The organism is Tenacibaculum todarodis, assembly GCF_001889045.1.
In the GTDB taxonomy this organism is placed as follows: Bacteria; Bacteroidota; Bacteroidia; order Flavobacteriales; family Flavobacteriaceae; genus Polaribacter; species Polaribacter todarodis.
In genome coordinates this window covers 2,676,806-2,697,211 of record NZ_CP018155.1, presented here as the reverse complement: position 1 = coordinate 2,697,211, position 20,406 = coordinate 2,676,806, and the positions used below count along the sequence as shown (strand labels likewise).

At 31.4% G+C, this 20,406-nt stretch carries 21 protein-coding genes; 15 read left to right on the top strand and 6 right to left on the bottom strand.

Annotated features, from left to right (window positions below; all coding sequences use genetic code 11):
• Position 1 precedes the first annotated feature (1 nt).
• Both LPB136_RS12340 and LPB136_RS12335 read right to left on the bottom strand, forming a co-directional pair.
• Positions 2-607 (bottom strand): hypothetical protein, encoded by a 606-nt coding sequence (locus LPB136_RS12340; protein ID WP_072556623.1) that lies wholly within the window; start codon positions 605-607, stop codon positions 2-4.
• Between the two features lie 39 nt (positions 608-646).
• Positions 647-1,177 carry a CvpA family protein gene (locus LPB136_RS12335; RefSeq protein WP_072556622.1) on the bottom strand — a complete coding sequence of 177 codons (531 nt, stop codon included), beginning with the start codon at positions 1,175-1,177 and terminating at the stop codon, positions 647-649.
• Between the two features lie 114 nt (positions 1,178-1,291).
• Here LPB136_RS12335 and LPB136_RS12330 point away from each other — a divergent pair, with 114 nt between their 5' ends.
• Positions 1,292-1,645: a hypothetical protein gene (locus tag LPB136_RS12330; RefSeq protein ID WP_072556621.1), complete on the top strand. Its 354-nt coding sequence runs from the start codon at positions 1,292-1,294 to the stop codon at positions 1,643-1,645.
• A 270-nt stretch (positions 1,646-1,915) separates the two neighbouring features.
• Here the strand turns inward: LPB136_RS12330 and LPB136_RS12325 are convergent, their stop codons facing one another.
• Positions 1,916-2,710, bottom strand: a complete 795-nt coding sequence (locus tag LPB136_RS12325) for an SDR family oxidoreductase (protein WP_072556620.1) — start codon at positions 2,708-2,710, stop codon at positions 1,916-1,918.
• Positions 2,711-2,874: 164 nt separating this feature from the next.
• Between LPB136_RS12325 and LPB136_RS12320 the strand changes: the two genes are divergently transcribed.
• On the top strand, positions 2,875-4,299 hold the full coding sequence (locus LPB136_RS12320) for a TlpA family protein disulfide reductase (protein WP_158009639.1): 1,425 nt from the start codon (positions 2,875-2,877) through the stop codon (positions 4,297-4,299).
• A gap of 2 nt (positions 4,300-4,301) precedes the next feature.
• On the top strand, positions 4,302-4,799 hold the full coding sequence (locus LPB136_RS12315; RefSeq protein ID WP_072556618.1) for a TlpA family protein disulfide reductase: 498 nt from the start codon (positions 4,302-4,304) through the stop codon (positions 4,797-4,799).
• Positions 4,800-5,152: 353 nt separating this feature from the next.
• On the opposite strand, the gene LPB136_RS12310 is transcribed toward LPB136_RS12315, so the two are convergent.
• The gene (locus tag LPB136_RS12310) at positions 5,153-5,512 is read right to left on the bottom strand and encodes a YraN family protein (RefSeq protein ID WP_072556617.1); all 360 of its coding nucleotides are present in this window, start codon (positions 5,510-5,512) and stop codon (positions 5,153-5,155) included.
• Positions 5,513-5,550: 38 nt separating this feature from the next.
• Here LPB136_RS12310 and LPB136_RS12305 point away from each other — a divergent pair, with 38 nt between their 5' ends.
• Positions 5,551-5,904, top strand: a complete 354-nt coding sequence (locus LPB136_RS12305; protein ID WP_072556616.1) for a hypothetical protein — start codon at positions 5,551-5,553, stop codon at positions 5,902-5,904.
• Here LPB136_RS12305 and LPB136_RS12300 read toward each other — a convergent pair.
• Positions 5,901-6,815, bottom strand: coding sequence for a S66 peptidase family protein (locus tag LPB136_RS12300; RefSeq protein WP_237267393.1), 915 nt, complete (start codon positions 6,813-6,815; stop codon positions 5,901-5,903). The genes LPB136_RS12305 and LPB136_RS12300 overlap by 4 nt on opposite strands.
• Before the next feature lie 178 nt (positions 6,816-6,993).
• Here LPB136_RS12300 and metG point away from each other — a divergent pair, with 178 nt between their 5' ends.
• From metG to LPB136_RS12255, 9 genes are all read left to right on the top strand, one after another.
• A complete protein-coding gene (gene metG, locus LPB136_RS12295; protein ID WP_072556614.1) occupies positions 6,994-9,063 on the top strand; it encodes a methionine--tRNA ligase in 2,070 nt (689 codons plus the stop codon).
• 181 nt (positions 9,064-9,244) lie between these two features.
• Positions 9,245-11,080, top strand: a complete 1,836-nt coding sequence (locus LPB136_RS12290; RefSeq protein WP_072556613.1) for a wax ester/triacylglycerol synthase family O-acyltransferase — start codon at positions 9,245-9,247, stop codon at positions 11,078-11,080.
• Positions 11,080-12,021: an alpha/beta hydrolase gene (locus tag LPB136_RS12285; protein ID WP_072556612.1), complete on the top strand. Its 942-nt coding sequence runs from the start codon at positions 11,080-11,082 to the stop codon at positions 12,019-12,021. The genes LPB136_RS12290 and LPB136_RS12285 overlap by 1 nt, the downstream gene beginning before the upstream one ends.
• 3 nt (positions 12,022-12,024) lie before the next feature.
• Positions 12,025-13,197 carry an alpha/beta fold hydrolase gene (locus tag LPB136_RS12280; protein WP_072556611.1) on the top strand — a complete coding sequence of 391 codons (1,173 nt, stop codon included), beginning with the start codon at positions 12,025-12,027 and terminating at the stop codon, positions 13,195-13,197.
• A gap of 16 nt (positions 13,198-13,213) precedes the next feature.
• Entirely contained in the window at positions 13,214-16,450 is a 3,237-nt protein-coding gene (locus LPB136_RS12275) for an HAD-IB family hydrolase (protein WP_072556610.1), read from the top strand.
• A 124-nt stretch (positions 16,451-16,574) separates the two neighbouring features.
• Complete coding sequence (locus tag LPB136_RS12270; protein WP_072556609.1) at positions 16,575-17,576, top strand: NAD(P)H-dependent glycerol-3-phosphate dehydrogenase; 1,002 nt, start codon at positions 16,575-16,577, stop codon at positions 17,574-17,576.
• Between the two features lie 56 nt (positions 17,577-17,632).
• Complete coding sequence (locus tag LPB136_RS12265) at positions 17,633-18,109, top strand: hypothetical protein (protein WP_072556608.1); 477 nt, start codon at positions 17,633-17,635, stop codon at positions 18,107-18,109.
• 12 nt (positions 18,110-18,121) lie between these two features.
• A complete protein-coding gene (locus LPB136_RS12260; protein ID WP_072556607.1) occupies positions 18,122-18,634 on the top strand; it encodes a hypothetical protein in 513 nt (170 codons plus the stop codon).
• A gap of 6 nt (positions 18,635-18,640) precedes the next feature.
• Positions 18,641-19,444 carry an AfsR/SARP family transcriptional regulator gene (locus LPB136_RS12255; protein WP_072556606.1) on the top strand — a complete coding sequence of 268 codons (804 nt, stop codon included), beginning with the start codon at positions 18,641-18,643 and terminating at the stop codon, positions 19,442-19,444.
• 6 nt (positions 19,445-19,450) lie between these two features.
• Here LPB136_RS12255 and LPB136_RS12250 read toward each other — a convergent pair whose 3' ends face one another.
• The gene (locus tag LPB136_RS12250; RefSeq protein WP_072556605.1) at positions 19,451-19,678 is read right to left on the bottom strand and encodes a helix-turn-helix domain-containing protein; all 228 of its coding nucleotides are present in this window, start codon (positions 19,676-19,678) and stop codon (positions 19,451-19,453) included.
• Here LPB136_RS12250 and LPB136_RS14225 point away from each other — a divergent pair.
• Together LPB136_RS14225 and LPB136_RS12245 are read left to right on the top strand one after the other, a co-directional pair.
• Positions 19,669-19,857, top strand: a complete 189-nt coding sequence (locus LPB136_RS14225; protein ID WP_158009658.1) for a pentapeptide repeat-containing protein — start codon at positions 19,669-19,671, stop codon at positions 19,855-19,857. The two genes, LPB136_RS12250 and LPB136_RS14225, sit on opposite strands and share 10 nt — an antisense overlap.
• A gap of 309 nt (positions 19,858-20,166) precedes the next feature.
• Positions 20,167-20,391, top strand: a complete 225-nt coding sequence (locus LPB136_RS12245; protein ID WP_072556604.1) for a hypothetical protein — start codon at positions 20,167-20,169, stop codon at positions 20,389-20,391.
• Positions 20,392-20,406 lie beyond the last annotated feature (15 nt).

Sequence of the window (20,406 nt, the reverse complement as noted above, 5' to 3'; positions counted from 1 at the left end):
CCTAATTAACCACCAACGTATTCCAGATTAAATTTATCAATTTTTCACCTGAAGAGTTTTTTAAATCGTCCATTTTCATGGTCATTATTAAGACACCAGAATCTTTACCTCCAACGGAAGCTATTTCGTAAATATTAGTATCGCCATTATAAGTTAACACAGCTTTATTTACTTTAAGTTTTAATCCAGAAGCTAACGTTCTTTCATAATCTTCTCTCTTCAATTCAAAACCATAATTAACGCTTTCTTTTGTAACTTCACTAAGCATTAATTCATTAAGCATACTAGGATTAATGGTTGTGTACTTTTGAATCATAAAACCAGAACCTTCTGCTGTCATTAACATTAATTGCTCGATACCTTCAGCCAAATCAGATTTTACAACTTTATATTCTTTTGGGTATTTAAAGTTAAACGCCTTATCATAATACAATAACGTATCTTTCTGTTTTACATTAACTTTTAATACTTTATTATCTACTTTTAACTCATAATCTTTGTCTAATTTTATTTCGAATTTCTCTCCATTTATTACTATTTCAAAATTCTCTTGAGCATAAATAAAATTGGTTAAAAGTAAAAATAGAATAAATATTGCCTTTTTCATGTTGTGCATTTTTTAATGTATTAGTTTTTTAAAATTTGATTAATTATCTTCTTCTCCACGCTCTATCTCAGGAATATCCATTTCTCCATCTTCTTTAATGATAGAAGGAAAAATCATTGGAGCAATTTTTTTAACAGGTTTGTACAAAACAGATTCGTTTAAGGTTTCTTGTTTTACAAACGGAATAGTATCGTTCATTTTTCCGAAGAAAATAAAAACAACACTTAAAATTAATCCGATTTTTAAAGCGCCGAAAACGCCTCCTAATAATTTATTAAGAAAACCAAGCGAAGCAAAATCGGCTATTTTGGTTAGTAATTTTCCGGCTAAAGAAATTATAACCAAGATTACTACAAAAGTTCCTGCAAAGGCAGCTAACGAAATGTATTTTTCATCCCATTCTACACTGTCTTTTAACCAGTCTGAAATAAAATACGAAAAGTGAATTGCGCCATAAACTCCCGCAACCAAAGCTACTAAAGAAGCTACTTCTACAAACAAACCTTTCATTAATCCGCGTACAAATCCAAAAAGTAAGAGCGCGGCAATTATTATATCAAATGTATTCATGGTAATAAAAAGTGTTAAAAGTGAGATAACGCACTAAATATATTAATTATCTGTGCAGTTTCGGCATCAAATATAACGAACTCATTCGTATCTTTGAAGCCTTAAACTTTTTGTATGCAAAAAAATACCGACTTAAAAGAAAAATGGGATGTTGTTGTTACCAAACTTACGGAACAATTTTCTGAAGGCGACACTTTAAATTTAGACGGAATTATCTACTTAATTGGCGTACAAGAATTAGGACAAGGACAACGTGAGTTTAAAAAAGACGAAAAACTAAACCTAATGCACATTGCTATTTGCAAGTTGTTAGAACCTTATGGTTATTACGAATTCGATTTTTTTGATGAAGATGGTTGGCCGCATTATAAAACACTTACAGAGTTACCAAACCTAAAACCTGGAGAACAATCGGTTTTAATAAAAGAGGCAATTGTTAATTATTTTGAACCGTTGGGTTTCTTTTAATTGATTGAAATTGACAGTTTACAAAAAAGTAAACTTCGGAATGACAGAAACTTCATAAATACGCTTAGCCCCGATTGAAGCATTTGTTTGAGCTCTTTTTTGGTTGTTGAGCGTAGCCGAAATACCAAAAAAAGCGAGTGCGAAAAGCGGGAAATAGCTTCAAAAAAAACAGTGAAATGAGATTCTGAAACGAGTTCAGAATGACAAAATTAAGATTTTTTCAATGCAAACTGGAACTGCAACTGTCAACTGAACACTGAACACTGAATCCTAAGTAACCTTCCACTTTCTAATTAAACGCGAAACTAATTTTGGGTAATATCGTTTTACATAGACACTAAAACGCTCTTTTGCGCCACCAATATAGGCTTCTTCCTTTTTATTTTTAATGGCTTTTAACATCAGTTTTGCAAAACGATCTGGATGAATTCCGTTTGCGGTAGATTCGTCCATTTTATTCTGTTTACTTCCGTCTCCAGTTAGAGCATTTTTAGAAACATCGGTTGCAACAAAACCAGGACAAATAAGTGTTACAGAGATATTATCGTTATAATGTTCTGCTCTTAAAGCGTCAAAAAAACCATGCAAAGCGTGTTTACTTGCGGAGTAACTTGAGCGCATTGGCGTGGCAACTTTACCAACAATACTTGTGGTTACCACAAAATGTCCGCTTTTATTTTCTATAAAATGAGGCAATAAAGCTTTTGTAAGCGCAACGGTTCCAAGGTAATTTACATCCATCAGTTTTTTATCTACTGCAATTGACGTATCTTTTGCTAATGAACGCTGACTAACGCCGCCATTATTTACCAAAACGTCAATTTTTCCGAAGAAAGAAAGTGCTTCTGTTACTTTTGGCTGTAAATTTTCGTAATCTTCTAAATCGAGCGATAAAATTTGTACTTCGGACGGATTTTTACATGCTGCTTTAACAGCTTCCAAAGCCGTTGTATTTCTTGAAGATAAAATTAATTTAACTCCCTGATTTGCATATTCTAAAGCTAGTGATTTACCAATTCCGGAGGATGCTCCAGTTATCCAAACTACTTCTTTTTTTAAACTCATTTGTAAGAAAATTTGATGCAATGTACCTAATTTACGTAAGAAATAGTAATTTTGGTACGCTTCTTGAAAAAAGATTAGCGATTTACATTTTTTTGGTGTGACAAAAAGCTAAAAAAAGTGTCAAAATAATGAGATTAAAAAACAGTAAAAAAGAATATATTCTGATGAAAAAAATACTTCTATTATTAGTACTTATAACTTCTATAGCACAAGCGCAATACAGTGTAAAAGGTACAATGTTACCTCCAAACAATACCGATTGGGTTATTTTATATAAGGTAGAAGGCGCTAAGCAAAAATTTATTGCCAACACAAATACTAAAATTGAAACGCTAACTATTGAAGGAAAAGAGCAACAAGTTGGTACTTTTGAGTTTACTCTTCCTGCAGAAACCAAAACGGGTTCTTACAGATTAACGTATAGACAAGACGGAAGCGGATTTTTAGACTTCCTTTTTAATAAAGAGAATGTAGAACTATCTTTTCATCCAGATTATCCTGAGCAATCGGTAGTTTTTATGGAATCTAAGGAAAATCAGGTTTTTAACGAGTTTTTACAAGCAACACAAATAACACAAAAAACGGTAGATTCTTTACAAGTTGTGTATTTAAGAGATGCTTCAGAAAGCGTTGCTAAACAATTTCCAGAAGCAGTTAAAAAACTGCAAGATGTTTATACTATTTATGATGATAGATCTAAAGGTTTATTAGCAAATCATTTTATAAAAGCATTAAAAAGAGATGTAGATTCAAAACCAGTTGCAAGTCCGCAAGAATATTTTAGTTCTATAGTAGATAATTATTTTAATAATATAGATTTTAGTAGCAAAGAATTATACAATTCGTCTTTCTTAATAGATAGAGTTTCAGACTATATTTTCTACTTAAATTATTCTGCTGAACCAGAATTACAACAAAAACTTTTTAAAGAATCTATAGGAAATGTTATGTCTAAAATAACGGACGTAAAACTTAAAAAGGAAACTTTAGAATATTTAGTAACTCAGTTTGCGAAACAACAAAACGGAGAAACAGTAGATGTACTTTTTAACGATTATTACAGTAAATTACCAGCAAGTTTTCAAGACAACGCTTTTAAAGCTAAGAAATTAGCTTTAGTACAAGCTGCAATTGGACGAATTGCTCCAGATTTCTCTTGGAAAGAAGAAGGAAAAACTAAAAGATTATCAACTTTAAAAGGTGGTAAAAACTACTTACTTATTTTTTGGAGCACAAGCTGTTCTCACTGTGTAAAAGAGGTGCCAGAATTGTATAAATTTATGCAAACGCAAAAAGATACTGAAGTAGTTGCGTACGCTTTAGAAAAAGAAGATTTTGAGTGGAACGAATTCACAAAGCAACTATACGGTTGGCACCATGTAATTGGTTTAAATCCTAAAGATAAATGGGATAATAAATTGGTTACTGAAACGTACCAAGTACACGCAACGCCATCTTATTTTGTGTTAGACGCTAACAAAAAAATCATTTCGAAACCATACGATTTAAAAGAAATTAAAAAGGTAATTTCTGCAATTAACGCACCAAAAAAAGACGCTAAAAAAGCAACAACTCCAGAGAAAAAATAAACATGAAACGTCTCTTTTTACTTTTTTGTTTTCTTTGGTTATCAGTAACATTAGTTGCCCAAGAAGAGAACTTTAAAGTTGGCGATTCTATACCAAATTTTAAACTTTGGTTAACCGACGGAACGCGTCTAACACAAGAAGACATTAAAGACAAAGTAGTAGTTTTTAAGTTTTGGTTTACCTCTTGTTTACCTTGCGTTATTGATATTCCGCCATTAAACGAGTTGGTTGTAGAAATGGAAAACAGAAACGATATTTTATTCGTTGCGCCAGCTTTAGACCGTAAAGAACCAATTTTCGAATTCTTAAACAAGCATCCTTTTGTGTTTAAAATCGCCTATTCAGCAATGGATGTCAGCGAAGTTTTCAACAAAAAACAAGTGTATCCGTCTTATTTTGTCATTGATAAAAATGGCAAGTTTGCTTATGTGGACAGCGGTTCTAAACAATCGCATTTTATGCCACTTAAAAAAGCAATTTTAAAAGCGTTGGAAGAGTAGTTTTTTTTAGAAGCTATTTCCTGCTTTTCGCTATATCTTTTTATTTATGCTGAATTTATTTCAGCATCTGTTACAAGGAAAAAGAATTGATTTTAAAAAAAAGATACTGAAACGAGTTCAGCATAAAAAGGATGCCGCTGCAATCAGGGCTAAACTTGTTTGCTAACTTCTGTCATTCTGTACCGAAACTTCGGAATTTCAGAATCTCAATAAACATTCTGTCATTCCTGCGTAGGCAGGAATCCAAACAACCTTTTAGACACACTTTTAAATAACAAAAAAAGAAACCCTTCAGGTTTTTAAAACCTGAAAGGTTAAAACTATGTGCTCTATGTAACTATGTGGTGAAAAAATTAAAAATACAAAAAAGCATCTTCAATATGCTCAATTTTAAAGTCGTTTTGGTGTTTTATAACCGTAATAATATCAAACCTTACCTCAACATCTAAATCATATTCTTCCACATAATTATTCATTGCGGAAACCAATAATTTAATTTTCTTCGGATTTACAGCATCTTGCGGATTCTCAAAAAAAGTAGAAGAGCGTGTTTTAACCTCAACACAAATTAGCAGATTTCCTTTTTGAACAATAACATCAACTTCAGCTTTTAAGTAGCGATAATTCTGCTTGATTATTTTATAGTCTTTTTTTAGCAGGTATTTTACCGCTAACTCCTCACCTAATTTACCAAGTTCATTGTGTTGTGCCATTTTGTTAAATTACAATTTTATTCAGTATTTTTACTCTTATGACTGAGGAAACATTATTTAAATATTTAAATTTCTTAAAAGCAGAATGCTCAAGACATTCTTTTGATAAAATTATAAATGAAGATGAGGTTAATCAATTAGAAATTGAAATCCGAAAGTTTAAAGGCCTACTCAAAGAAAGCAAACTCTCCTATTATATTATAAACACTGTTTTTTCATTAAATTTTGATTTAAATGAGAACAATCATAATAAACCAAAGTTTTCCTGGTTAAAAATTTTTGGGGGATTTTATGGTAAAGAATATAGTGAACAAATAAACAGAAAAAACAGACTAGAAAAACTATCGAATGATATTGATAATTTAATTATTGATTTAAAGCTTAATTCTTAATTAAAAACTACTGAAGACTGCTTACTGCCAACTGCCAACTCAACATTTCTTCCCATAATCAATGCTCTATTATCAGGTTCGTGACCCGCAGGAAAATTAAACAAAACAGGAATATCATTAGGTACAACATCTAAAATAAGTTGCTCAATGGAACTTCCCCAAGGCGTCGAATTCTTCTTCACCTTTGTCATATCACCAACAATAATCCCTTTTACTTTGGTAAAATAATTGGCACGTTTTAAACTTTGCAACATTCTATCAATGGAGTATTTGTACTCACCAATTTCTTCAATAAATAAAATTTTTCCTTCCGTAGAAATTTCGCTTTCAGAACCTAACATAGAAGCCAAAATAGCAATATTTCCACCAACTAATTCACCTGAAACGGTTCCGTTTTGATTGTATTTAGAAGGTGTAATTTTATAATTTAATTCCTCTCCAAAAAGTGCTTTTCGTAAACTTTCAACGCTTTTTGCAATAACTTCTGGTGTGTCTTGAAAACTAGTTCCCATAATTCCGTGAACCGTTTCTACGCCTAAATTATGAACGTGATTGTGAAATGCCGTAATATCTGAATACCCAATTATCCACTTAGGATTTTCTTTAAAATTAGAAAAATCTAACATATCTAAAATCCTAACCGAACCATAACCGCCACGAGCTGCCCAAATTGCTTTAATATTCGGATTGTCTAACGCATCTTGAAAATCTTGACAACGTTCTTCATCCGTTCCAGCAAAATGATTATCAGTTTTAAACATGTTTTTACCAAAAACAACTTTTAAACCCCAAACCTCAGCTTGTTTTTTAGCTAAGTTAATAACTGCTTTTCGGTTTTTTAAAATTCCAGCAGGCGCAACAATAGCAATTGTATCTCCTTTTTGTAAAAATGGTGGAGTTATTAATTTCATAGGATTGGTTTGAGCGTTTGCTAAGGAATTCATCAGCAAAAAAATCAATAAAAAGTGAATTTTATTCTTCAAAATAATGTCTTTTTTTCTTAATTCAAATAGATTAAAAATCTATTGCAATGTAAATGTAACAAAATCAACCGTGTTTTGTACTTTTGTGGGGCAAAAATCAAAAGAAATGAAATCACCAAAAAGATATACCATAACCGCAGCTTTACCATATACAAATGGACCAATCCATATTGGGCATTTAGCTGGTGTTTATGTTCCAGGAGATATTTACGCACGTTACTTGCGTTTAACAGATAATGATGTAATATACATTTGTGGTTCAGATGAACACGGTGCAGCAATACCAATGCGTGCAAAAAAAGAAGGTATTTCTCCACAAGATATTATTGATAAATACCACGGAATTATCAAAAAATCGTTTGTAGATTTTGGTATTTCTTTTGATAATTACTCACGTACATCGGCAGAAATTCATCATGAAACAGCATCAGATTTTTTCACAAAACTGTATAACGATGGAGAGTTTATAGAAGAAGTTTCTGCGCAATTGTATGATGCAGAAGCAAATCAGTTTTTAGCAGATAGATTTGTAATTGGAACGTGTCCTAAATGCGGTTTCGAAGAAAGTTATGGAGATCAATGTGAAAACTGTGGAACTTCTCATAACGCAACAGATTTAATCAACCCAAAATCGGCAATTACAGGAAATGTACCAACCATAAAAGAAACAAAACACTGGTTTTTACCATTAGACAAACACGAAGCTTTTTTACGCAAGTGGATTTTAGAAGATCATAAAAAGGACTGGAAAACAAACGTTTTAGGGCAATGTAAATCTTGGTTAGACGATGGTTTACGTCCAAGAGCGGTAACTAGAGATTTAGATTGGGGAATTCCAGTTCCGTTAAAAGATGCCGAAGGAAAAGTATTGTATGTTTGGTTTGATGCGCCAATCGGTTATATTTCTGCTACCAAAGAATGGGCAGCACGTGAAGGTAAAAACTGGGAAGATTATTGGAAAAAAGATGACACCAAAATGGTTCACTTTATTGGGAAAGACAATATTGTTTTTCACTGTCTTATTTTTCCTGCAATGTTAAAAGCACACGGAGATTATATTCTACCTGAAAACGTACCAGCAAACGAGTTCTTAAATTTAGAAGGAAACAAATTATCTACTTCTAAAAACTGGGCAGTTTGGTTACACGAATATTTAGAAGAATTTCCAAATCAACAAGATGTATTGCGTTATACCTTAACAGCAAATGCACCAGAAAATAAAGACAACGATTTTACTTGGAAAGATTTTCAAGCAAAAAACAACAACGAATTGGTTGCCATTTTTGGGAACTTTATAAATCGTGTAGTTGTTTTAACTAACAAGTATTACAACGGAATTGTTCCAACTCCAAACGATTTTACAGAAATTGACGAAGAAACTTTAGAAAGTTTACAGCAATTTCCAGATGTTATTGCAAAATCTATTGAAAGATATAGATTTAGAGAAGCTTCTCAAGAATTAATGAATTTAGCAAGACTTGGAAACAAGTATTTAGCAGATGAAGAGCCTTGGAAAGTTATAAAAGTTGATGAAGAACGTGTTAAAACCATTATGTATGTTGCCTTACAAATTGCAACAGCATTATCGGTTTTAAGTGAACCTTTTTTACCGTTTACTTCAACTAAATTGAAATCTATGCTTAATGTCATTCAGAGCGAAAGCGAAGAATCTCTATCTTGGAAAGATGTTGCTAAAAAAGAAACGCTATTAGCAGCAAATCATCAAATTAATAAAGCGGAATTATTATTCTCTAAAATTGAAGACAAAACTATTGAAGCACAAGTTGAAAAACTACAAGCTACTAAATTAGCAAACGAACAAGAAAATAAAGTTGTGGAACCTCAAAAAGAAACGATAGATTTTGAAGATTTCACTAAATTAGATATTAGAATTGGTACTATATTAGAAGCTGAAAAAGTAGCGAAAACTAAAAAGCTTTTAAAATTAAAAGTAGATGTTGGTATTGATGTTAGAACTATCGTTTCTGGTATTGCTGAAACGTTTTCACCCGAAGATATTATTGGGCAACAAGTTTCTGTTTTATGCAACTTAGCGCCAAGAAAAATACGCGGTGTAGAAAGCCAAGGAATGATCTTAATGACGGATACTCAAGATGGTAAACTCGCATTTGTAGAACCACAACAAGAAGTGAAAAACGGAAATGAAGTTTGTTAATCAACTTTTATAAATCAATATTAAAAACCGCAATGACTTGCGGTTTTTTTATGCGTAAAAAACGCCTAATCAGCAGGTAAGCAAGTAATAAAATTTACCTATATTGCATAACACAAAAAGAATTTGAAAAGATTCTTTTTTTTATGTAGAATAAACACTGTTTAAAAGTAAAATAGCAAGCATGACAAAAAAAGTAATTAAAGATTTATTGGATGATGCTTTAGACAGCTCTATAAAACAAGTTACTGGGCAAGATGCTGCATTTTTATATGCAGAAAGCGCACTTAATCCAATGCATATTGGAACTTTAATTATTGTAGAAGATTCTTTAAAATTTGATGACTTTAAAGACACCATTGCTTCTAAATTACATTTAATGCCAAAGTTTAGACAACGGTTATTAAATGTTCCGTTCGATTTAGATTATCCATATTGGGTAGACGATCCAAATTTTGAGCTCGATTTACATTTAAACAGAATAAAATTACCCGATCCAGCAGATTGGAAAACATTAAGAGACACAACAGCAACCGTTTTTAGTGCTTCCTTAGATTTAAGAAGACCACTTTGGTCTATTACATTTATAGAAGGTTTGGATACTATTTCTCAAATCCCAAAAGGCTCTGTTGCTATACTTACAAAAGTACACCATGTTATGATTGATGGTGCCTCTGGAGTTGGATTAATGGGAATGTTGTTTGATAAAAACAAAGCCGACAGTACAAAACCAATTCCAAAACCAAAACCTTTTGAACCAGAACCGCTTCCAGAAGAATTAAGTTTATTATTAAAAAGCTCCTATAAGTTTTTTAAAGCCCCACTTAAAATACCAAAACTGGTAGGAGAAGCTGCTGTATCAGTTATGCAACAGAAAGCAAAAAAAGCAGTGGTTGGAAATAAGCCTTTTGATAAAAAATCCTTTTCAGTTCCAAAAACCATCTTTAATGGTTCAATTTCTCCAAAGAGAACTTGGGGAACCGCAATTTTATCTTTTGATAGAATAAACTCGCTTCGTAAAATTATGGGCGTAACCATTAACGATGTTATAGTAAATATTTGCGCCGGAGCTATTAGAAGATATTTAATTGAAAAAGATCAATTACCATCTTTACCATTGGTTGCAAATGTTCCTATTTCAATCCGAGTAAAAGGCGAAAAACAAAATTATGGAAATAAGATTTCTAATATGTTGGTTCAAATAGGAACACACATAGAAGACCCAATTGAGCGATTAGAATACATACAAGAACAAACAGAAGTGGGAAAATCTCGCCATAAAGCTGTTGGTGCAAAAAGTTTAATGAAAATGGCTGAAAGTGTTCCTTTTGGCTTGGCAAATTTAGCTTCAGGAATCTATAGCAAATACAATATTAAAGAATTACACAGACCACCTTTTAATGTAACAATTACTAATGTTCCTGGACCACAAACAGCCTTATATTTAAAAGGACATAAAACAGTTGGGGTTTTTGGTTTAACACCCGTTGTAGATGGTTTTGGTTTAATTATAGCTGCTTTTAGCTATAACGGAACTGTAAGTATAACAACAACTTCCGATGCTAAAACAATGCCTGATGCTGGTAAATTTTCTCGTTTCATTAGAGAAGAAGCCAATAAGTTAGAAAAAATTATTCAGAAAAGAGGAAAGCAAAAGGAGAAAGAAATTGCGAAAGCAACCTTAGCAAGTTCAGCATTTTTCTCTGCATTTAAACGCTTTATAAAAAATAATGCTGAAATTGTAAAAAAACACAAAGGTTTGTATCAATTTGAAGTAACTTCTAAAGAAGAATCTCATTTTTGGAGTTTAGATTTTACGCAAGATGAAGGTGTTTTAAAAAAGAAGAAAGAAAGAAAAGCAAAAGCATCATTTAGTATTGATGATACAAATTTAATTGCTTTACATCAGCAAAAATTCTTACTACAAGAATTAGTTATACAAGGAAGAATGAAGTTTGAAGGAGATAAAAAACACCAAGATAAATTGATTTCAATTTTATCAGAATTTTTAAATAGATAATGAGTTTTAGCACACATACATTTACTGCAAAAGACGGTGAAAAAATATTTTATTACCGCTGGAAAGTAGCTTATCCAAAAGGTATTGTGCAAATAGCACATGGAGTTGGTGAACATGCTGGAAGATATAAACGTATTGCAGAAATTTTACAACAACAAGGTTTTGATGTTTATGCAAATGATCATCGTATTCATGGAAATTCAACTAAATCAAAAGAATATTTAGGTGTTTATGAAGGTGAAAATTATTTTGAAGATGCAGTTAATGATATGTATGATTTAACTAAAATTATTCAGAAAGAATATCCGAAGGAAAAAATCATCCTTTTTGGCCACAGTATGGGTTCTTTATTAAGTAGACAATATATAACAGAACACGGTGACAATATAAAAGCGTTGATACTTTCTGGAACTGGAAGTTACATTAAAAGTTTAGGTTCTATTGGACTTGCTGGCGCTAATATGGTAAAGTTTTTTAAAGGTAGAAAAAGAAGCAGTAACACCTTAAAATCTGTCTTTTTCTCTGAATTTAATAAAAAATTTAAACCCAACAGAACACAAGTAGATTGGATTAGTAGAGATGAAAAAGAAGTAGATTTATTTGCAAAAGATCCTTTAAGAATTGAAGATTTTTCAATCAGTATGTTTATTGACATTTTAAAAGGAAGTAAAAAAATTAACGATTTAGAAACGTTTAAAGCTACTCCAAAAAATATTCCTATTTATATATTTTCGGGTGATAAAGATCCCGTTGGAGAAATGGGAAAAGGAGTGCAAAAAGTGGCAAGTCAATACATTAAAGCAGGTATTAACGACCTAACTTTAAAATTATATGAAGGTGGAAGACATGAAATGTTGAATGAAACCAACAAGAAAGAAGTAGAACAAGATTTTTTAAATTGGTTGAATTCCCACATTCAATCAAAAGAATACTCAGAATAACAAATGGAAAATAATAAAACCCTATATACTACATTTACTAAAATGGCAATTAAAGTTGCTATGATAAATGAGTATTCCCTTACAAAAGCGAAAGAACTAGTTACTAAAAAATTTGAAGACCATCCTTTTGAAAAATTCATCTTAAAATCTATTAAGAATGATGAATTTAATAAGGAAACATTAATAAAACTAACTAATAATTGCATAAATATTTGTGAGGAATTTGGGCCAGATAGAGATTATATAACACTTGTTTTAGTTTTAGAAAGCATTAATTTAGAAACGCTTCCGAAGAACTTAAAAAAAGATATTTCTTCTCCAATTGTTGCACATTTTAGAGAAGAAATTATAAAAATAAATAAAACAATTCCTGCTCCTCCACCTTTCAACATGTTTTTAGAAACACGTTCTTTAGTAGAATGGAGTACCATGTTTGGTTTGTACTATTTAATTCCCAAGAAAAAACAAGGAAACAACAAACCCGTTTTATTAATGCCTCCATATTTAGGAAACGATAGCTCTACTAAATTTGTTCGTAAATACTTAAAATCAGTAGGTTTTAAAACTTATAAATGGGAATTAGGTGTAAATATGATTAACTCTAAATACTTGCCAAAACTGGTAGAACGTTTAGATGAAATCTATGAAAAGCATGGAGAAAAGGTTAGTTTAGTAGGTTGGTCTGGCGGAGGAATATTTGCTAAAATAATTGCCAATCGTTACCCAGATAAAGTAGAGCAACTAGTTACAATTGGTTCTCCTGTTTGGGGAGTAAACAATATGCAAACTCCTTTAGTACGCGTATTAGAATTTTTACGAGGAAAAACTTTGCGTGAACGTAACGACAAGTTTTTAAAAGAACTAGAAGAAATACCCAAAGTACCAGTAACTTGTATTTACACTAAAACAGATGGATTAGTACCGTGGAAACATTGTTTAGAGGCAGAAACAATGCGAAAAAACATTAAAAACGTAGAGGTTTACGGAAGTCATATGGGAATGGGAGCAAATGCATCAGTTTTAGTAACTGTAGCAAATGCTTTAATTGAAAACACACAAGGAAGAAAACCAAAAGGTTTTATTACTAAATTAGAAAATATGTTTTTCCCAAAATTTTGGGAACGAAAAAAAGGTGATATCCTAAAAGATTTAATATCAATACCTAATTATAATTAGTCAAACAAACGTCTAAATGTCTATAGAAAAAATCTTTAACCAACCAAAGTTTCAAGACGAACTTAAAGGAATTGCTTTACAACGTAAACAATCTTTAGAAGAAGTTCAAAAAGAAGCAGAACTTTGTATTACGGAAATGTATGCAGAACAAAACCCAATAGCAAATATGGCTACCTTAAAGGGTTTTGAATATATGCTTTCTAAAGCTTATGAAGATAAAATTGATGTAGATCGTCAGGAAATTAAAAAGTTGATGAAATTAATGCGTAAAAATTCTGTCGCATTTATTTTGACTCATAAAACCTATTTAGACACTGTTGTTTTAGTAACAACCTTACACCGCTACGGAATGCCAATTCCCTACTTTTTTGGAGGTATAAATTTGGCAATGCCTGGTGTAAAGCAATTGGGGAAAAATTCTGGTTTAATCTTTTTACGCAGAAGTTTTAAAGATGATGCCGTTTACAAAGCGTCTTTACGCCATTATATTTCTTGTTTTATTGAAAACGGAGATCATTTAACGTGGAATATTGAAGGAACTCGCTCAAGAACAGGTAAAATCGTCTATCCACAAATGGGGATTTTAAAATACATTATGGAAGGAGAAAAAGCAAGTTCTCGTCCAATAAAATACGTTCCTGTTTCTATTGTGTATGACTTAATTCCCGACGTGAAAGAAATGACCGAAGAAGGAAAAGGAACAGACAAAAAATCTGAAAACCTTGCTTTGTTTGGAAAATATTTAAAAAATTTAGGACATCGTTACGGTAGAGCTTCCATTCGTTTTGGAGAACCTGTAGAAAATTCTCAACATACAAATGCTATTATTCCAGATATGGAAGAAGACAGTTATGCTGATAAAAACACGTTACCTCGTTTTGCTTTTGAATTAATTCACAAAGCAAATACAATTACACCAGTAACTACAGTTTCTTTAGTTTGTAACGCCCTTTTAAACAACTTTGCGCTCACTAAAAAAGAAATAGAAATCAACGTAATAAAGTTGATGAATTACATAGAACAACGCAAAGAAGATGTGTTGTTAGACCGAGGAAACAAAATAGATGTTACTGTACAAAAAGCACTGAATTTATTACTTGGCGCACATATAATTCAAAAAAGTAAAGCTGGGAGAAAAACACAATATAGTTTAGCTCCAAATGAATATTTGTCGGCAACCTATTATGCAAACATGTCGGCAAGTCATTTATATCACAGAGCCTTTATTGAAATGGCTTTGATAAAAATTAAAGACGATACATCAACAGATAGAATTCTTCATTTTTGGGAAGAAATTATGCACTTGCGTAACACATTTAAATTTGAATTTTTCTACACAAACAAACCTAAATTTTCAACAGAAATTGAAGACGAATTAAACTTATTCGATAAAAACTGGAGAAAGATAATTACGGACCCAAATGGAGATATAAATACACTTTTAAAGAAGCAAGAATTATTTGTTTCTAAAGGATTATTGTTAATTTATCTTGAAGCAAACAAAGTTGTTTGCCATACTTTAAATAGTTGGGATTTAGAAGATGATTTTATATATTCTGAATTCTTAGACTTGTGTTTATTTAAAGGAAAGGAGTTGCATTGGCAATCTCGTATCTCAAGATTAGATAGTGTTTCTAAACCGTTTTTAACAAACTCATTACGCTTTGCAAAAAATGCAAAGCTAATTCCTGTTGAAGGAAAAATAGATTATGATGGTTTAGAAAGTTGGATGCAAGAATTAGATGAATTCACTAATCATTTAAATGAACTTCAAAAACTTGAGGTAAAATCATTATTGAATATTACAGCAATAGAAACCGAAGAAGAAGTGGTTCCTGGCTCTGATTTGGATACGATATCTAATAGAATTCTAGAACAAGAAGAAGGTGCTCATATTGCAGCATTTTTCGATTTAGACAGAACATTAATCAATGATTTTTCTGCCAAAAAATTTGTACAATCTCGTTTATTAAGTGGTAAAACTACTACTAAAGAATTGCTGTCTCAATTTGCAACAATTTTACTTTACGGAGCAGGAAATAGAGATTTTGAAGTACTCACAAAACTATCGGCTCTTGGTGTAAAAGGAATCAAAGAAAAAGACTTTACAACACTAGGACAAGAAGTATATAAAAAACATTTAGTTGACACAATTTATCCAGAAGCACGTACTTTAATCGCTTCGCATTTAGAAAAAGGACATAAAATAGTAATTATCTCAGCAGCCACTGTTTATCAAATAAAACCAATTGCAGATGAGCTGGGTATTTCTGATATTTATTGTACAGAAATGGAAGTAAATCGTGGTAAATTTACAGGTCAAATTAAAGAAATGTGTTGGGGCGAAGGAAAAGCTAACGCTGGAAAAAAGTTTGCAAAACAAAACGATATAGATTTATCTAAAAGTTTCTTTTATACAGATAGTTTTGATGATTATCCGTTGTTAGAAATTGTTGGGAAACCACATGCTGTTAATCCAGATAGTCGTTTGTCTCAAGTTGCTTTTGAAAGCGGTTGGCCAATTTTACGCTTCGATGAAACAAACGGACAACCAATTGTAAATAGGTTTAGAACTGGTTTAGCAGCCGCAAGTTTATATCCTTCAGCAGTAAAAGGAATTATTCGTGGAGCTTTTACTTTATCTAAAAAAGAAGCTATAAACACAACCATTGCAAGCATTGGAGATTTGGGAACAAAATTTGCCGGATTGGATATTGCAGTTAAAGGAAAAAACAATTTAGAAGATTATAGACCAGCCGTTTTTTGTTTTAATCATCAATCTTCGGCAGACTTTTTTATCATATCAAAATTATTAAGAAAAGATGTGGCTGGAGTTGCAAAAAAAGAGTTAGAAATGACTCCTTTTGGACCTTTATTTAAAGCAATGGGTGCAATTTTTATTGATCGTTCAAATAAAAAAAATGCACTAAAATCTATGAAAGATGCTGCAGAAGTTATTAAAAATGGAACTTCCGTAGTTATTGCTCCTGAAGGTACAAGGAGCGGAAGTAAAGAGTTAGGGAAATTTAAAAAAGGTGCTTTTCATTTAGCAATGGCAGCAGGTGTTCCTATAATTCCTATTGTAATAAAAAACGCATATATGGCAATGCCAAAAGGGAGCTCAGTATTTAAACCAACACACATTGAAGTTGTAATTTTAGATCCTGTTGATACTTCTGAATGGAAAGTAAAACATATAGATACGTATGTAGAAGAAGTGAGAGATTTGTATAAAGTTGCGTTAGAAAACTAATCTTTTTTTATTTCGGTAAAAGTAAAAATCCATAAAAAACAGTACCTTTAATTCGATTTTTATATCGAAAACAATACATTAACACATTCTTTTGTGATAATTAATGTCTTTAAAAATATAACTTATGAAATTAAAAGTAGGCATACTTGGTGGCGGTTCTTGGGGAACAACAGTAGCATCTATTGTTGCAAAAAATGCGGAAGCAACTATTTGGGCGCGTAGAAAAGAAACGGTTGATGAAATAAACGAGCATCACACCAATCAACGGTATTTACCAAATGCAAAACTAACGCGTTCTTTAAAGGCGGTAAATACAATTAAAGAAGCCGTAGAAAATGCCGATGTAATTGTAATGGGAATTCCTTCTCAAAATCTTAGAGCAGTTTTAGAACAAGCAAAACCACATATAAGACCTTGGATTCCTATTGTTAATTTAGCAAAAGGTTTAGAGATTTCTTCAAAAATGCGAATGACAGAAATTATTGAAGAATTATTACCTGGACATCCTGCCGGTGTTTTAACAGGTCCAAATTTAGCAAAGGAAATTCATTCTGGAAAAGCTGCAGCGGCTGTAATTGCAATGGTTGATGACACTATTGCTAAAAATCTACAACCTATTTTTAGTTCAGGATTATTTCGTGTTTATACAAATTCTGATGTTATTGGTTGTGAATTGGGTGGTGCTTTAAAAAATATTATGGCAATTGCAACAGGAATGGGTGATGGCGCAAATGCTGGTGATAACACAAGAGCGGCATTAATTACTCGTGGTTTGGCAGAACTAACACGTTTAGGTGTTGCAATGGGCGGTAAAAAAAGCACGTTTGCTGGTTTGGCTGGAATGGGAGATTTGGTAGCAACATGTTCCAGCGATAAAAGTAGAAATCACCATGTAGGTTTTCAATTAGGAACGGGTAAAAGTTTAGCCCAAATTATTGAAGAAATGAACGAAGTTGCTGAAGGTGTGAAAACCGCAAAAGTGGTTATGGAATTAGCAAAAGATTATAACGTTCCAATGCCAATTTCTGAAGAAGTGTATAAGGTTTTATACGAAGGAAATACTATACAACAAGCTTTTAAAGGTTTATTACAAATTGAAATTGGCTCTGAAAAAGAACCAGGATAAGAATGATAATATACCTAATACTCTTTTTCATAATTTTTATTGGAATCCTAATTTCAATGTCTTTTTTAATTAATCGATATATCAAGAAAAAAGGATATAATTCAAAATGGAAGTTATTGTCTTTGACACCTTTTTTTATAGTTGGATATTTTATTTATATAGGAATTTATCCTTCGGATGAATTTTATCGAGAAGATTTTAAAGAAGTGACAACAATAGAATTACCAAGATATTCAAAAATTAAGTATAAGACGGCAAGTATTCCTGATCATTTTGGAGATTACACTTCTGTTTCAACAATAGAAGTAAGCAAATATTTCTATAAAAAATTACCTATTATTTTAAAAAGTAAAGGTTTTAAAAAAGATATAAAAGAAATTAGTTCAAGAGAACTCGATAAAGCTATTAAACTCTCTAAAGACAACAATCAGGTAATTATAAGCGAATACAACCTGCTTGAAGATAGCAAATCATTTTATGTTGGTTTTTTATCTGATGAAAGAACAATAATAGTTCAACGTTTAAGTTGGTAAATAAATAACATTATGGCAAAAAAACAAGATCAAAATGCGTCTTTTATGGTGCGTTTTAACCAACAGATATACAAAGAAAACGGCGATGCAAAAGTACAGTGGCGCGGTAAAATAAGTCATGTACAAGATGGTGATGAAAAACGATTTTCTGACTTTAATGATGCACTTGTTTTTATGCAAGAAAAATTAGCGTTGTTAACTAATGAAGCTACAAAAGATGAACCCAAAGAAGAACGTGAAAGTATTTTGCAAAAGAGTTTTTCTATGTTTAAAACAGTAAGAGATGTTGCTCCTCAGTTTTTAAAGGAAACTATAAAAAATCCGAAGAAGCAGTTTTCTAATATTCAGGAACAAATCCAAGATCAGATAGAAAATTTAGGGGAAGAAATTAGTGAGAAAGTACAATTTGACCAATGGAAAAAAGCTTCTAGAGCAGATTATCATGAACTTCAAACATCTATAGATTCCCTTTCTAAAGAAATTAAAAAACTGAATTCTAAAGTAGATAAAATCAGTAAAAAATAATTTTTTATGTCTGAATTATCCGACAAACTACAACAGCTCACAGAGTTTTATGAGCAAGCTCCCATCAAAATTAAAACGTTGGGGCAGTTTTCGGTATGGAGAAATGAAGAAAAAATTTCTTCTAAAGAATTTGGACGTGATAAAACAATTCAGCTTTTACAATACTTAATTTCCAACAGACATAGACACGCGCTTCATAAAGAAAAAATTATGGACAATCTTTGGGAAGATTGGAATGATCGTGATTTTAAAGTTGCTTTACACGGAATAAATAAAGCCTTAGAACCTAATAGACCTTCGCGTACGGAACCACAATTTATATTAAGACAAGGTGTAAGTTATCAATTAGCAACAGATAAAGTTTGGATAGATATTGATGCTTTAGAAAAATACATAATTATTGGAAACCAAGCGCTTTCCGAAGAAAAAGAAATTGCCAAAAAAGCCTACAAAAAAGCAATTGAATTGTACCAAGGTGTTTTTTTACCCAATAGAATTTACGAAGATTGGTCTTCTGAAGAACGGGAGAAAAGTCAGTTGTTAATTTTAGGCGCTTATATTACGTTGGCAGAAATTTTATTGGCAGAAAATCCGCTTGAAAGTATCCGTTTAGCACAAGCAGCTTTAGCAATAGACAATACTTGGGAAGATGCTTACAGATTACAAATGCGTGGTTATTTAGCAAAAGGAAATAGACCACAAGCTATTAAAACGTATATGAAGTGCGAAGTAATTTTGGAAGAAGAATATGGCATTTCACCTTTACCAGAAACTAAACAATTATTAAAAGAAATTGAAGCGATTGGGTAATTTATTTTAATTGTCAAAGAAATCTTTCGGGTAAACACCTAAAGCTTGCGTAATTTTTAAAAAACGAAACATATCTAAACGTGTTTTTCCTTTTTCAATTTTTTGATACGCGCTTTGCCCTAAACCAATTCGTTTAGCAAGCTCATATTGTGACAACCCAATTTTTTCTCTTTCTTCTTTAATTCTTTTTAATAAGTTACTTTCTAACTCTTCAGTAGTTTTAAATAAAAACATTAAATAGTAATTTTTGGAATAGTAATTTTTGGAATAGTAATTTTTGGAATAGTAATTTTTGGAATAGTAATTTTTGGAATAGTAATTTTTGGAATAGTAATTTTTTCTTTAAATCAAAGATACAAAAAAGAAGCTTAAATCCATATAGCTTTTTTGGCATCGTAAAAATACCACGCTAAATAAGAATTAAAAATATTTGGAAACTCCAAAATACTTTTTAAACTTTGGAGAACTTAATACTATAAAGATGAGATTGCTATGAAAAAGAAAAATCCTCTGCTTATAAATTTAAGAACAAAAATCTTGCAAATAAATGTTTAACTTAAAAATTAGTGCCAATGAATTGACAAAAAACAAACAGAGGAAAGTGTTGCAAAAGTAACACTTTTTCTACAAGTTTCTTAAGAATTGTAAACTTGTTTACTCAGAAACAATTCTAAAAATTAAATATCAACTAACCTTAAAAAAGGTTATAAATTTTAGAAATTATGAAAAAAATAATTTTAGTACTAGCATTTGTATTTGCTAGCGGGAGTTTAGTGAATGCAGAAACATTAATTAATAATACTAATTTAGAGAGCCCTCCAAAACTAAAAAAGTTTAGAATTAAAGTAGATTGTGATGGAGATGGAATATTCGATTATGACATGACTGGGAATTTCACAGAGGAAAATGCTAACGCAATGGCTGTGCAAATGCAAGAGTCTTGTTAAATAAACACTTTACTA